This is a genomic window from Sphingobacterium spiritivorum, assembly GCF_016724845.1.
GTDB classification, from domain to species: domain Bacteria; phylum Bacteroidota; class Bacteroidia; order Sphingobacteriales; family Sphingobacteriaceae; genus Sphingobacterium; species Sphingobacterium spiritivorum_A.
Genome location: NZ_CP068082.1, coordinates 4642209 through 4656625 on the forward strand (window position 1 = coordinate 4642209; position 14417 = coordinate 4656625).

Here is a 14417-nt window from a genome sequence, read left to right on the forward strand (position 1 = left end):
GTTTTAAGTTTTTAAAAATTAAACCTTAATCCCACACCTGCGGATGGTCGGAATTGCTCTAAGTCCGTACCCCAAAATACTTTTGTGCGTCCTTGCAGGATTAACACAAAACGGTCTGATAGATATGTTTCAAGAGTGAGCCGTCCACCAGCTCCGTAGATGAAGTTATCCTCGCTCAAAATCTTTGCTCCGTCATACAACATCGCTTCGCCACGATTGATGCTTTCATAACCGACAACACCTGTTATTCCGAAGTTCAGCGTAATGTTTTTACGAGCATCGCCCAAAAGGAAGAAACTGTAGCCGCCTTCGGAAGTGTAGGTTTCCTGCGGTATGCGGAGGTCTTTGTAGTCGTGGTATTGGTGGGTGTATTCCAATGCCCAAAGCTGATAGTTCCCGTTTTTACCGTTCACGGTCATTCCAATATTGAGGTAATAATCATTACCAATTTTATCTTTGGATACTACACCTGTACTTACTTCCAGTCCTTTCTGTTTTGGGAGCATTCTTTGTGCCTGTGTAACCGTGATGGCCATCAAGATGAGCATCACGGTATAGATATACTTTTTCATATTATTGGATTAAAATGTTATTAAAATTTTAGGTGCATATCGTTTATTAAACGAGCTTTTATCAAATCCGAATTTTCTACCTGCAAAGTTTGATGTCTGCCACCGTTCTTCTCGAAAATCTCAATCAACAGTACCTTGTCATCGGCAATGGTAAATTGGTCTAACAGGAACACGTTTTGTTCGGTTAGTTTCCCGCCAATCTCGTCCAAAGGCTTGTAAGTTCTGAGGGGTATCATCGGGCGTTCTTGTACCACAGTACGTTTGGCTACCTTTTTATCTACTACTTTGAAATTGATAAAATCAATCTGGAAAGGCACATTGGTTTTATTTCTCAATTCCGTATGGAAATAGTATTTGCCGTTGTGGATATAAATGCCTTTGAGAATAAACTGAATGCCGAAACTCTTAGCCCCAATGTGCTTTACAATCCGATTATCATTTTTGTAAATTGTTTCTAATAGCAAGCCTGCTAGTGAAGGCGAATTATTGCCCAATTCTTCAAAAAGCACATCGTTTCCATTGGCTTTATCCACTGCCTTTTGCATTGTAAGTAGGTCGTAGCTCATTGCCTCCGGGTAAGAACTGTAATACACATTAAAGCTGTAAAAACGTCCGTCATTCGTAATGACCGAAAAATTGGTTTCAGGTTCGAAATCCCTTACCGTTGCTTTTACACGCAACACGTTTTCCGCATCTTCTGCTTTTCCTGCAATTAGATATTCGCTTCCCAAATCCACATAACGGATAGCGGTCGGAAAAATCAAGTGCGAAGTTTTATCGTAGGTAACTTCCATTTTATACGGTTCTATCTTGCCTAATGCAAGCGGAGTTCTGATGCTGTCTTGTGCAAAAGATTGTACGGCAAAGCCGAGTATCAGGACAATTGCCCAAAAGGTTTTTAAATGATTTTTCATTATTAAAATTATTTGAGTTCAACATTATTTTTTAGATACCAAGAAGACTTGATATCCTGCTTTCAGCGTAACTTTTGGGGTTCTTACCTTTTTGGCGAAGTAGCCCGAAATTCCCTGTACCACGCCACGACTAAGGTCTGCTGCAACCTGCTGTCCAGCATTTTGCGTGAGCATTACGCTTGTTCCGCCTGTCTGGCTCATATTGCCTGCCATTTCGGTAAGGGCATTCATTTCCGGCGAATATGGAACGTACAAGCCTTGCTGTCCGTCCAAATCGTAAATGGTTATATCTACCGGGATGATATTGCCCTCCAGTTCTATCGAGGTAACTTTTAGTTGTAAACGCCCTCCCTGAAATTTCGCATTAGCCGTTAAAATCGTTCCTTTTGGAATGGTACGGCTCGGTGTTTTTGCAGGCTCTAATAATCGTAAACGCACACCTGTTTCGCCAACTACTGTTTGGGCATCGTGTACACAGGCTTTGATACTGTTTTTGGGTTGTGCCATTTGTTCCACAGAACCAGCGGTATAAAACCCACGGTTCTTTGTTTCGCTCCAATCCGCTAAAAAAGCACTGTCCGATGGTTCACGGTAAAGGGTTGATACTGTATTTTTTCTTGCTGATGTGAACGATACAAAATGCTCTTTTTGGTTAGTAGCCATAGCACTAATAGCATCCGGAACAGCACCATTAGCAGGTGTTGAATTTTCGGTATTCGCATTTTTTGGCAGATACTTTGCTGCCATTTCATAGGATTTCTCCATTAGCTTCAATTGGTCATCAACTGTGGCCACAGGTGGCACATCCTTTTCTGATAATTTTTCTTTCAATTCGTCCACCTGCTTACGCAGTTCCATTGTTTCAGCGTTATCATCTTGATAAAAGGAACTCAATGCGCTTTGGCTATTTCGATAGCTGTTCAAAGCAGGGTTACTGCTTCTTGCCGAATTTCTCCCACTACCGCCAAAGCTGTTGTTTTCCTCTTCTTCATTAAACGGTTCGTCGGTTGGCTCTTCTTTGTCTTCTGTATTCCAGTAGTCTGAAAGTGTAGCCAATGCATTGCGTTTTTCCTGCTCTTTGCGTTCGAGCATTTCCTGTTCATACGCCTTGCCTTTGTCGGCAGGCATTCCAGTTCCAGTAGCCTCTGGTACCGCATCGTTCAGCCCTACATTTTCAATTGTCTTTTTGTCTTCGGATGGTTTAAATATGAGGTACATACAACCCACGAAAACAATCGCCATTAAGCCGAAAATTAAGGGCTTTTTGAGCTTCTCCTTATTATTCTGTGTGCCGTCTTGCAACACATCAGCAGTTGCTGTCGAGTTCCCCTCCGTTACCCGAACAACCGATTTTTTGTTCTCATTTTCTTTCATAAATTTGATTTTTTAAAATTGTTGATACACTATCCTGCAATCTTGCAGGACTTCCATTTTTTTAGAGGACAGGATTTTCGATATGCTCTATGATCATATCGTTTCCAGACTTTGAGGTATCGTACCAGACTTTGAAAATTACACCTGTGGTAAGCAGTAGATATCCCACAAAAAAGTACAGGGTATATTGGTGCTGCTTGCGCACTGGCAATGCCTGCCAACGTTCGTCGAGCTTATCAAAATACCTATCCATATTTGCTCTTAGTTTTTTCATACTCTTAATTTTTTATGATGATGTTAGAGCTTGAACCGCTTGGAGATTTTACCCACATTTTGCTTTTGTTCATCATTAACCAAAGCAATAACCTCAACTGCATTGGGTACGACTATTAAAGAGAGGTTTGTCAGTTCCGATTTTTTTAGCAATTGCCCAAATTGGTCTTTTCTTGCCACCTCCATTCTGTTGAGTGAGAATTTGCCGTTCAGATAATTTACCCACATACTGCATTCTACACTTGCCTTGTCTTCTCCCGACCATTGTAGGTAGCCTGTCAACAACAAGTCTTGTTTAGGCAAAGTATCTGCACCTTTTTGGCAGCTTTCAAGGTAATCGCTGATACTTTCTTTCAGCTTTCCGGCATACGCACCCTGCGTATGAAAATAGCCGTTATATCCTTTTTCTGTAAGGATTTTTGCGAACGTGTTTAAATCTGATAATGTTTCCATAAGATTGTTTTTTAGCGTTCGATGACTTCTATATCCCTGTTTTCCACGACTGCAAATTTTTCGATATTGAAGCCTTGTGGGTTGTTGTCAGAGCGAACGGAGTTGACTAGGTAGCAGGAAGTAATTAAGTTACGTCTGGTTACATTGCTTGACCGAATGATGAATTGTTTTGCATAGGTTCGTACCGCATAAGGATGGGTATCGAAATTGCAGACCACACTATCTACTTCGATGCGTTGCTGTACGTTTCCTGATATAATACGACTGTAATAGCCTTTTTCTGACAAGTCTTTATAGTAGTCGAAGGCACTTTTGTCGGCAAGATTGAATGCCCTGCTCATATTGCTTTCTATAGCGTTTTTGTCGGGAGCAAGTGTAAAAAACAGCTCGTGAAAACGTCTGACGTGTTCCCTTGCTTCCACAGGTCGGTTGATACTTGCATCTTGCGATAAGGCAAGCATCAAAGATTTGCCGTTATCCAATACATAGATTTTTTGGCGTTGTTCTTCTGCAAAGCGGTAGGACTGCCATACGGCATATCCTACCACGCCAATACAGAGAACCGCAAACACAATGGCATATAGTCTTATCTGCCTAAAGCTGTTTTCGATATTTCTTAGCGTTTTAAATTCCATTTTTTTGAATGATTTATTGTTATTTATTCATCAGTTTACCGCCGATGTTTCCTACTGTAGATCCTGCACCAGCACCCGCAAGGTTTCCTGCCTTCATCGCTGTTTGATTTACATTACGAGTAAAGTTTCCTGCACCTCCGGCTTGGATTACCCAACCTGTTACTGTTGGAATTGTGAAGTAGCCAACGATACCGATAATCATAAAGATGATGTACACCGTATTGCTCGTATCGGGTATGTAGGTCGGGTCGGCAAGCATTGCTATATCCCTTTCCAGTATGAGGGATTGTATTCTTGCCAGCATCGAGCTGAACAAATCGGAAACAGGAAGCCAGAGATATACGCTGACATATCTCGTGATCCACTGTGTGAGCGTGGACTGAAATCCGTCCCAAACGGAAATAGCAAAAGCTATTGGTCCGAGTATCGAAAGGACTATCAGGAAAAATGTTCGTATGGTATCAATAACTAAAGCCGCCGCCTGAAAGAGTATTTCCAATAAATTGCGAAACCAATCCTTTATTGCTTTCTCTATCTTGTAGGCTTGCCTGTCCATATACATTCCTGCCATTGTACCAACGTCCGATGGCGACCAGCCCAATTCATCCAGCTTTTTATCAAACTCTTCGTCTGATGCCATATAGGCGGTTTCGGGATTTCGTACCATTGCTTCGTATTCCAATTGGTCTTTCTGTTGCTGGAGTTGGTTGAGGTCAAGCACCTGGTCTTCGAGTATGGCGTGAGTTCCTGTAACTACCGGGCTTAATACTGCATTAATGGTTCCCAACACGATGGTTGGAAAGAACATTATACAAAGACCCAGAGCGAATGGACGCAGTAACGGAAACACATCGATAGGCTCGGCTCGGCTTAAAGCCTGCCAAACCTTTAATGCTACATAGAACAACGCACCCAATCCCGCCAATCCTTTAGCCACAGCCGCCATATCACCTGCAAGCGGCATCATATCGTCGTAAAGTGAACGAAGGAGTTCGTGAAGATTATCCCATTCCATTTTTACCAGTATTTTTGGTTAGAAGTTCCGTAGAGTTCAAGAACTCTCTGTGCGTCGTTTTTCTTTTTCGCTCTTAGGTAGCTTACAGAAATGTTCTTATTAGTGTAGTAGCGTACAAGGCTGTGGTAATCCTTTACCTCTTTGTACACACGATCAATAATATCCATACGCTCTTTGTCGTTTAGCGAAAGGCTTGAAGAGGTTATAATTTGCTTCAATTCTTTCAGCAGTTCGGTACTTTCATTGAGCAGTGCCGAATAACCATTGCCGATTGCAACCAATTCCTGTGGTGTGAAATTGGGATCGTTCATCATTTTTCCAAAGTTCTGAACATATATTTCGGACACATCGCCTACCAACAATACGGTTTGCTGTACTTTACGGGCATCTTTCACAAGGTTGTTGATAGCTTTTAGCTTGTCGTAATATTCCTTGCCCTGATCGTACACTTTTTTCACTTCGTTGAAGTTCTTTACGACATTGCTCACGGTGGAAGAAGTCTGTATGATTTCGTTCGCACTGTTGATAATTCCTGATGCCAGATTTGCAGGGTCAGTTACTACAAATTGAGCTTTCGCTGACGGTGCTACGGCGAGCATTAGTGCCGTACACACCAGATACAATACTTTTTTCATTGTTTCTGAATTTTTAAATTGTTAATTGACTATTGATTTACTTTGTCCCGCCTTTGCATTGCGATATGCTTGATGGCGAGTTCTACATTGCCGTCCAGTTCAGCAGCAAGCTGCATCACTTCCATTTTTTCGGTTTCTTCGGTGGTGTAAGCAAGGTATTCCTCCAAACTAACTTCGGTGGCATAGACTGCCGAGTGCGTACCACCTAAGCCTATCCAAACCTCTTTGTAAAGTCGGCTTGCATCGTTGTTCATATTGATAGAAAGTACCTGCCCTTTTTCCTTATCTGTAAGCCCCAACATCGCCTGTATATCATCAAACTTGTTCATATACTTGCGTTGGTCTAAAAGGATTTTACAATCACTGTTGTTAATGATACTTTCCTTAACAATGGGCGACTGGATGATGTCATCCACCTCCTGCGTTACCACGATGGCTTCACCGAAAAACTTCCTAACCGTTTTAAACAAATACTTTATATATTCTGCCATACCTTCCTTCGCAATCGCTTTCCACGCTTCTTCAATTAGTATCAGCTTTCGGATGCCTTTCAACCTCCTCATCTTGTTGATGAAGACTTCCATAATGATGATCGTGACTATGGGAAAGAGGATTTTGTGGTCTTTTATCGCATCAATTTCAAAGACAATAAAGCGTTTGGAAAGCAGGTCTAACTGCTTATCGGAATTGAGCAAATAATCATACTCACCGCCCTTGTAGTAGGGTTCGAGTACGTTAAGGAAATTGGCAATGTCAAAGTCTTTTTCCCTTACCTGTTTTTCTTCGAGTACCTTGCGGTAATCGCCTTTTACATACTCATAGAAGCCATTGAATGATGGATAAATATCTTCCTGTTTGATGCGCTCGATATAGCCTGATACAGCATTCGATAATGCTACTTCTTCTGAACGGGTTGGTGGTTCATCATCACGTTTCCAGAGTGTCAGTATCAAAGTCTTGATACTTTCACGCTTCTCAATATCGAATACGCCATCATCGGTATAGAAAGGATTAAAGGCAATTGGGTTGTCTTCTGTATAAGTAAAGTAAACACCGTCTTCGCCTTTGGTTTTACCTTTAATGAGTTCGCACAAACCTTGATAAGAATTTCCGGTGTCCACAAGCAAAACGTGAGCGCCTTGCTCGTAATACTGTCGTACCATATGGTTTGTGAAGAAAGATTTACCACTTCCCGATGGACCGAGTATGAACTTGTTACGATTGGTAATAATTCCACGTTTCATCGGCAAATCCGAAATATCCAAATGGATAGGCTTTCCAGTCAGGCGGTCAGCCATCTTGATACCAAATGGTGATGGCGAATTGTGGTAATTGGTTTCTTCCGTAAAAAAGCACAATGCAGGCTCAATAAAAGTGTAAAAACTTTCCTCTGCGGGAAAATCACCTGCATTACCCGGCATTCCTGCCCAGTACAATGTTGCTACATCCGTAGTGTTGTGTCTGGGTTTACATTCCATCAATGCTAAAGCACTTCCACAATCATTTTTTAGCTGTTTCAGTTCTGCCGGATCATCCGACCACGCCATAATGTTGAAGTGAGCACGAACAGAAGATAGCCCAAAACTGTGGGCTTCGTTTAGGTACTTTTCTATCCACTCTTTGTTGATTTGGTTGGCACGACTGTAACGAGCCAGTGAGTGCATATTCCTTGCGGACTTCTCAAACTTTTGTAGACTGGCTTCGCTGTTATCCAAAAACAAATATTGGTTGTAAATGTGGTTGCAGTTTAACAACAAGCCCACAGGTGCGGCGAATGACAAACGACAATCACTTCGATCAGTAGATAGTTTTTCGTAACGAGTATCCGCTGATACCGTTCCGGGCAGGTCGTCCGTATCGGATAAGGTGTGCAAGCATAACCTTTTGTTCCCGATACGAACTTCTTCGGCTCCTAATGCGATGTCCTGCATGGGTGTCCCTGCATCTCTTGACAAGGTGAGGTACTGTTCTAATAACCCCTGTTTTTCATCTTTACCGATGATATCGTTTTCACTCAGGCGTCGTAGGCTTATGAAACCACTATCATTCACGATACGTTCAAACTGCGCAACGGCTTCCATAAAACGGTGGATTGCTTCCTTATCTCTGATTTCCTTTGGTATCAGCGTACCTTTGCAGAGCGAAGAGAAATTGCTTTGCATCCGCATCCGATCTTTGGTAGTTTTGGTCAGGAATAAATAGCAATAATGGTTCAAGAAAGGGCGTTCGTTGAAATGTTGTTGGTAGGATTTGCCTAAAAAACTTAAATTCTCACCAGCAATATCTGGTGCATAGTTTTCCTTAATGTACCAGTCTTGTTTATGGATGACCGTATAATCGGGCAAGGTCTTGATAGCTTTATGCCAAGCGGAATGAATCGCTTCGTATTCCGCAGAAGCTACTGTGAATAGTTCTGGTAAGCGTACTTCAAAACAAGCGGTAATATCTGCATCCTTGGACAGGATACAATTATTTTCTACTGCCAACAAAGGAAACTTATTTTCCAACGTAGTGACTTTTGCTACATTTCTCATACGGCAGTTGATTTAGAGGTGGACTTTAAATAACGATGCACAGGCTTGCGACAGATGATGTAATGGGGATGCCTTTTTATTGCGCCGATTTTCATCAATCCGTGTTCACCATACTTTTGATTGAGTGAAAAGGTCTGCCATACAATTAGCGAAGCACCACCAATTCCTAAAGACAGACAGATGTAAGAATTAACCCCAGCCATGTAAAGTATCATGACCAGGATCAATGTCCCAAGTAATCCGCCGGCGAAGATGAATAGGTACTGCGCTTTCAGTCCCTTAAATTCTACTGTTCTTCCAATGCCTTTGTTGATGTTGTAATTACTCATAGGGCAAAGGATTAAAGGAAAAATGAACGAAGAATGGTAGCAGCTACAATAAGGAAGATACAGGCACCGAACCACGATGCCGCCGTTTTACTGGTATCGGGATCTCCGCTACTGAACTTGTTGTACACTTTAACACCTCCGATGAGTCCTACTACGGCACCAATAGCGTAGATAAGCTGTGTGGCGGGATCGAAATAAGAGGTGACCATTTGGGTAGCTTCTGTGATACCTGCTGTACCATTTCCCTGGGCGAATGCACCGATTCCTGAGAGCATCAATGTAGCTGCCAGCAAAACTTTTTTTCTTTGTTTTTTCATGATTAAACACATTAATTTGTTATTGTATTCCCACTTCTCGCGGGCTTTCTGAACAAAGGTGTTTCAGAAATCAAGGCGTTATAATAAAGTGACAGTCAAAGGAATGATTTGGCAGTGAGTGGCGTTATAGTTGATAATGGAGCATGAAAAAATGCCAAACATTTCGATACAGAATAGCTGATAAAATTTCTCCCTTATGATTTTATAAGTTTTCCATTATCCTAAAAAGACACTGGGTATTTATTTATCCCCTTAACAAAGTCCCAAGAGACCCACCGCTTAAAAAAAAGATTTATTAAAATTATCATTTAAGTATTTGCTTAAATAAGAAAACTATTTGTATTTTTGCTGCGTTATTAAATCCTAAACAAGGAAATTATGGAAAACAATCAATCGTGTATCCGTGTGTTTGCCGACAAGGTTCAAATAGACAATTGTAGAGTAATACTTCAAACCAACGACAAGGCATTCAGCCAACTGAGTGGACTTTTAGCATTGGCAGGAAACGAAGTAAGGTTGAAAATCTTATTTCTCTTAGAAGAAGAAAACGAACTCTGCCCTTGCGACCTTTCAGACATTCTCGGAATGAGCATTCCTGCCGTTTCGCAACACCTCAGAAAACTAAAAGACGGAAACGTCATTGAAGGGAGAAGAGAAGGACAAACCATTTTCTACTCTTTGAAACAAGAGCAACTGACTTTACTTCGTCCATTTTTTAAACACATCATAAACAATTCAAAAAAGGAAACAGTATGAACAAGAAAAACAACAGATTTGTCGGAGCGGGAGTGCTTTCGGCAGTAGCAGCATCACTTTGCTGCATTACACCTGTATTGGCTCTTATTTCAGGAGCGTCAGGAGTGGCATCTACATTTTCGTGGATGGAACCAGCAAGACCTTATCTAATCGGTATCACTGTTTTGGTGTTGGGTTTTGCTTGGTATCAGAAACTTAAACCACGAACAGCCGAAGAAATTCAATGTGATTGCGAAGAAGACGAAAAGAAACCCTTTATGCAGACCAAAACATTCTTGGGAATTGTAACCGTATTTGCAGCCTTGATGCTCGCTTTTCCGAACTACGCACACATTTTCTATCCTTCAAACGACAACAAGGAAGTTGTAATCGTCAATGCTTCTGACATCCAAACGGTAACTTTTGATGTAAAAGGAATGACTTGCAATGGTTGTGCTTCACACGTAGAAAATGATGTGAACAAATTGCCAGGCATTGTTAAGGTAGATGCGATTTATGAAGAAGCGACTGCCAAAGTAGAATTTGACCAAACCAAAGTGAGTCTTGCTCAAATTGAAGAAGCCATCAACGGTACAGGTTACAAAGTGGTTGGCAAGAAATAGTATTTTTTTGCCCCTCGTATTTAAGAACTTAATTAAATAATTATACTATGAAAAAGAATTTAATTCTATTGAGTGCTTTGTTCCTAATTGGAATTGCTCAGCTTAATGCTCAATGTTGCAAACCGACTGACAGTAAAGCACAAACAGCAAATACAAACCAGCAAGAAGGTAAGACCCTGCAACTGAAAATCACGGGAATGACTTGTGCAGGTTGTTCCAACCATATTTCAAATGCCCTCAAAGAAGTGGACGGCATTATTGAACACAAAGTGGAATATCCGGGCGATTTGGCAACTATCCAGTACGACCCAAGCAAAACAAATCCTGAAGCTATCATAAAAGTAATTGAAAAAACAGGTTATAAAGCCGAAATCATTAAAGAAAATTCTAAATAATATGAAAACTGTAAAATTAATTTTAGGCATTGTTACTATCGGGATGATAGTAGCTAGTTGTAATAAAGAAGTACAGGAACCGGAAGTAAAACCAACAAATTCTTCAACTCCCGGTACTAATTCTTCCACCCCAACAGGTACTTCGACCATTTCTTACACAGATTTGAGTGCGGAACAAAGCACCATTGCGATTGGGGCAACCACAAAAGTAACAGCTACAGCAACAGGAGATGGTCTTTCTTATATCTGGAGTGCATCAGATGGCGATATTATAGGAAGTAAAGCATGTTTGCAGTAAAACCCAAAATAGAAAACTTATGAAAAATCAACGAAAATATATTGACGGTCAATTAAACGACATTCTTTTTTCTGAATTTAAGATAAAGAATAGCGATTTTATTTTACGAATATTTCAAGAATTGATGCAAGGCAGTTCTATATCTAAAAACAGATTTTATAAACTAATAAAAGTGTCCAAAGATAAAGCGGACGCTATTTTGAATAAACTGGGCGAAACCGATGTACAAGGAAATATTATTGCATTTTCTGGTCTATCTACAGTTCCTACCAAACATCGCTTTATTGTAAATGGTAAGATGTTATACACATGGTGTGTAGTAGATGCCATTCTGTTTGCTGAATGGTTAGATGTGGAAGTCAATGTTCATTCGTCCGACCCAATTGATAGTTCTCTCATAGAATTACAAATAAACGGAGGTCAGCTATTATGGACAACTCCTTATCCTTTATTTATTTCTTGGGTAGAATCTGTTGACACCTGCAATATTAAAGGGTCGCTATGTAATCACGTTTCATTTTTTGCAAGCGAAAGAACAGCAAAACAATGGTTAAAAAATAATCCTGATGGAAAAATATTGACGCTTGAGGATTTCTTTGAGCCTAAAAACATAGGAATGAAATGTTGTTAAGTATAGTCCTAAATAAATTAAAAAAATAAGATGAAAGAAGAAAAAATAAAATTGGAAATTGCAGGTATGACCTGCGACCATTGTGCCACAGGAATAAAAAAAATGCTTTCACAAAATGAGGGTGTTAAAGAAGCCAATGTGAGCTACCCAAAAGCTACTTGTGAATGTTCTTTTGACCCTACCAAAACAAGTAAAGAAGAAATCATCAATACCATTAACGGCACAAAAAACTATCGTGTAAAAAGTGAAATTTCTGAAAATGGAAATAGTAGGAATAATCAATTTGATTTAATAATTATCGGTGGTGGTTCGGTTGCATTTTCGGCAGCTATCAAAGCCGAAAGTTTAGGTTTATCGACCTTAATGGTAAACGGTGGTTTGGACTTTGGCGGTACTTGTGTCAACGTGGGTTGTGTGCCTTCTAAAAATCTTATTCGTGCAGGCGAGTCGGCTTATCACGCTACACATTCCAACTTTGAAGGCATCAAGCCAAAAGGAGTTGATATTGATTTCGCTCAAATCATCAAAGACAAGAAAAAATTAGTAGCCACACTTCAAGAGAAAAAATATATGGATGTGGTAAGCGATTTTGAAAACCTGACTATGCTAAAAGGTTGGGCAAAATTCAAAGACAACAAAACCATTTTGGTTGATGGCAAGGAATACAAAGCCTTCAAATTTTTAATTGCTGCGGGAGCTACGACCAACATTCCGACTATTGAAGGATTGGACAAAATTGACTACTTGACCAACGTTTCCCTTTTCGACTTGGAAGAAAAACCCGAAAGCTTGACCATTATGGGAGCAGGTTACATAGGTTTGGAAATTGCAATGGCGTACAATCGTTTAGGCGTTAAAGTCCGAATCATTGAATTTACCGACCGTGTTCTACGGACACAAACCCCAGACATCAGTGAAGCATTGGAAACCCAAATGCGAAAAGAAGGCATTGAAATCTTACCTAATTTCAGAGCCGTGAAATTCGAGAAACAAGGGAATGAAACCATCATTCACTGTAAATGTGCTGACGGTTCATTTACGCAAATTATAGAAAAAGGTAAGGTAGTAATTGCCACAGGCACAAAAGCCAATACAAGCCAATTAGGGTTAGATAACATTGGTTTGGAACTCACCAAAAGCGGACATATCGCTGTAAATGAAAAAATGGAAACCAATCTACCTAACATTTACGCAGCAGGTGACGTAACCAACACCCCTGCATTTGTTTATACAGCCGCTTTTGAAGGTAAAATTGCCGTTGAAAATGCGTTCTCAGGAACAGATAATAAAGCCGATTATTCTTCTTTACCTTGGGTGGTGTTTACTGACCCACAAATTGCAGGGGCAGGTTTAGATGAAGCACAGGCAGAATCAAAAGGCATTCCATTTGAAGTTTCAAAACTGGAACTTAAAGACGTACCGAGAGCCATTGCAGCAAACGACACAAGGGGTTTTATCAAACTCATTCGCAATACCGAAACTGACAAACTGATAGGTGCAAGAGTAGTTGCACCCGAAGGCGGGGAACTTATTCAACTATTAAGTATGGCTATCAAATACGGTATTACAGTAAGGGAATTGGCTGAGAGTTTCTATCCTTATTTGACATTAGGAGAAGGCATAAAATTAGCAGCCATAACATTTGGAAAGGACGTCTCAAAGTTGAGTTGTTGTGCGAGTTGATGAATAGGTTTGTGCTTTTAGCCCCTAATTTCCACCGTTTTCCAAAATTGATAGTGAGAGGAATTACTTGGCAGTGAGTGCCATTTTAATTGGTAGCTATTAGTAAGAAGCACATCGAACAAAATGATGTTCGACGTGCTTCTTACTAATCCTCTTTTAAAGAGGTTACATTTTTCGCCCTTTGCTTCCTTGCTCTTTTTTTGAAAAGGAAACAGACTTGTTTTGGAGTTTTTTCTTGATCGTTTTTTCTTTCAGCACCATCAGATTTTCTGTTATTATTTGTGGTAGGAATGTTTCCTTCCAGGGAATTGTCTTTGCTTCAAAATGAGATTTTAGACCTATACGCTTTAAATCTTCTTTGATATTCCAACCTCCGTTTCGGTTCCAACCAATTGGATCAAGATCTCTTTGAAAAGGAAATTGAACGGCGATAAGGTCTTTTGGAAATACCAGAATACTATCATAATCTAACTCTTGAAATTCGCGTGTTTTAGGGTTGTAGGGAATGATGTAAGCATTCGCTTCCTCGGAGAAATAATGATCTATTTCATCAAAGACAATTCCTTTTGACAAGAAATCATCTTTGGGGCGAAGCATATCCATGCGTATATCAACATAAAATGTATGACCTTCAATATTGATTGTAGGAAGCATTCCCTTTTGGGTTCTGTCATTGAATGCCGTCTGATCCACCATCAAGTCGAAGTCTGTTTTATTTTCTAATTCTTGGGGTGTTAGCTTATACTTTTCTGCCATTCCTGCTGGATCAAGCACAACGAGTTCCGGTATCTTTACTGAAGTGTCTTCTCCGTTACTTATAAGGTTCGGAATGTTCTTCTCCTGTAGACTATAGTTAAAAGCGTAGCCATCTTCTACATCGCTCATTACGTAAATTGAAATGGTATTGACTGGATTGTTTTTTTTCCTTAACTCGACCTTATTTATATCGATCAAGAAATCTGTTCCCTCGATATTTATACTGGGCAATTCTCTTTCCATAC

18 protein-coding genes are annotated in these 14417 nt (G+C 40.3%); 6 read left to right on the forward strand and 12 right to left on the reverse strand.

What is annotated here, in order from left to right; all coding sequences use genetic code 11:
* Positions 1–11: 11 nt before the first annotated feature.
* The 11 genes from I6J03_RS19780 to I6J03_RS19830 form a co-directional block, all read right to left on the reverse strand.
* Positions 12–572, reverse strand: a complete 561-nt coding sequence (locus I6J03_RS19780; RefSeq protein WP_003002438.1) for a conjugal transfer protein TraO — start codon at positions 570–572, stop codon at positions 12–14.
* Between the two features lie 20 nt (positions 573–592).
* Positions 593–1486, reverse strand: a complete 894-nt coding sequence (gene traN, locus I6J03_RS19785; RefSeq protein WP_003002435.1) for a conjugative transposon protein TraN — start codon at positions 1484–1486, stop codon at positions 593–595.
* 24 nt (positions 1487–1510) lie between these two features.
* Positions 1511–2860 carry a conjugative transposon protein TraM gene (gene traM / locus I6J03_RS19790; protein WP_034736782.1) on the reverse strand — a complete coding sequence of 450 codons (1350 nt, stop codon included), beginning with the start codon at positions 2858–2860 and terminating at the stop codon, positions 1511–1513.
* Between the two features lie 61 nt (positions 2861–2921).
* A complete protein-coding gene (locus I6J03_RS19795; protein WP_003002428.1) occupies positions 2922–3134 on the reverse strand; it encodes a hypothetical protein in 213 nt (70 codons plus the stop codon).
* A gap of 23 nt (positions 3135–3157) precedes the next feature.
* The gene (locus I6J03_RS19800; protein ID WP_003002425.1) at positions 3158–3586 is read right to left on the reverse strand and encodes a hypothetical protein; all 429 of its coding nucleotides are present in this window, start codon (positions 3584–3586) and stop codon (positions 3158–3160) included.
* A gap of 11 nt (positions 3587–3597) precedes the next feature.
* Positions 3598–4221 carry a conjugative transposon protein TraK gene (traK, locus tag I6J03_RS19805; RefSeq protein ID WP_002978256.1) on the reverse strand — a complete coding sequence of 208 codons (624 nt, stop codon included), beginning with the start codon at positions 4219–4221 and terminating at the stop codon, positions 3598–3600.
* Between the two features lie 19 nt (positions 4222–4240).
* On the reverse strand, positions 4241–5236 hold the full coding sequence (traJ, locus tag I6J03_RS19810) for a conjugative transposon protein TraJ (protein ID WP_002978255.1): 996 nt from the start codon (positions 5234–5236) through the stop codon (positions 4241–4243).
* A gap of 2 nt (positions 5237–5238) precedes the next feature.
* Entirely contained in the window at positions 5239–5871 is a 633-nt protein-coding gene (locus tag I6J03_RS19815; RefSeq protein ID WP_002978253.1) for a DUF4141 domain-containing protein, read from the reverse strand.
* Between the two features lie 29 nt (positions 5872–5900).
* Positions 5901–8405 (reverse strand): TraG family conjugative transposon ATPase, encoded by a 2505-nt coding sequence (locus I6J03_RS19820; protein WP_003002420.1) that lies wholly within the window; start codon positions 8403–8405, stop codon positions 5901–5903.
* Positions 8402–8734 carry a DUF4133 domain-containing protein gene (locus I6J03_RS19825; RefSeq protein ID WP_003002417.1) on the reverse strand — a complete coding sequence of 111 codons (333 nt, stop codon included), beginning with the start codon at positions 8732–8734 and terminating at the stop codon, positions 8402–8404. Before I6J03_RS19825 ends, I6J03_RS19820 begins: the two co-directional genes overlap by 4 nt.
* Positions 8735–8745: 11 nt before the next feature.
* Complete coding sequence (locus I6J03_RS19830) at positions 8746–9051, reverse strand: DUF4134 domain-containing protein (protein WP_034871415.1); 306 nt, start codon at positions 9049–9051, stop codon at positions 8746–8748.
* Positions 9052–9429: 378 nt separating this feature from the next.
* Between I6J03_RS19830 and I6J03_RS19835 the strand changes: the two genes are divergently transcribed.
* Genes I6J03_RS19835 through merA form a run of 6 tightly spaced genes read left to right on the forward strand, consistent with a single transcriptional unit; the run spans position 9430 to position 13416 of the window.
* The gene (locus I6J03_RS19835; protein WP_002978241.1) at positions 9430–9807 is read left to right on the forward strand and encodes an ArsR/SmtB family transcription factor; all 378 of its coding nucleotides are present in this window, start codon (positions 9430–9432) and stop codon (positions 9805–9807) included.
* The gene (gene merTP, locus I6J03_RS19840; RefSeq protein ID WP_002978239.1) at positions 9804–10409 is read left to right on the forward strand and encodes a mercuric transport protein MerTP; all 606 of its coding nucleotides are present in this window, start codon (positions 9804–9806) and stop codon (positions 10407–10409) included. Before I6J03_RS19835 ends, merTP begins: the two co-directional genes overlap by 4 nt.
* A gap of 47 nt (positions 10410–10456) precedes the next feature.
* The gene (locus tag I6J03_RS19845) at positions 10457–10804 is read left to right on the forward strand and encodes a heavy-metal-associated domain-containing protein (RefSeq protein ID WP_002978237.1); all 348 of its coding nucleotides are present in this window, start codon (positions 10457–10459) and stop codon (positions 10802–10804) included.
* A gap of 1 nt (position 10805) precedes the next feature.
* Positions 10806–11102, forward strand: a complete 297-nt coding sequence (locus I6J03_RS19850; protein ID WP_002978236.1) for a hypothetical protein — start codon at positions 10806–10808, stop codon at positions 11100–11102.
* Positions 11103–11121: 19 nt separating this feature from the next.
* Positions 11122–11733: an organomercurial lyase gene (gene merB, locus I6J03_RS19855; protein ID WP_002978232.1), complete on the forward strand. Its 612-nt coding sequence runs from the start codon at positions 11122–11124 to the stop codon at positions 11731–11733.
* A 30-nt stretch (positions 11734–11763) separates the two neighbouring features.
* Positions 11764–13416 (forward strand): mercury(II) reductase, encoded by a 1653-nt coding sequence (merA, locus tag I6J03_RS19860; protein WP_003002408.1) that lies wholly within the window; start codon positions 11764–11766, stop codon positions 13414–13416.
* 165 nt (positions 13417–13581) lie between these two features.
* Here merA and I6J03_RS19865 read toward each other — a convergent pair whose 3' ends face one another.
* Entirely contained in the window at positions 13582–14415 is an 834-nt protein-coding gene (locus I6J03_RS19865; RefSeq protein WP_003002407.1) for a hypothetical protein, read from the reverse strand.
* Between the last annotated feature and the right edge of the window lie 2 nt (positions 14416–14417).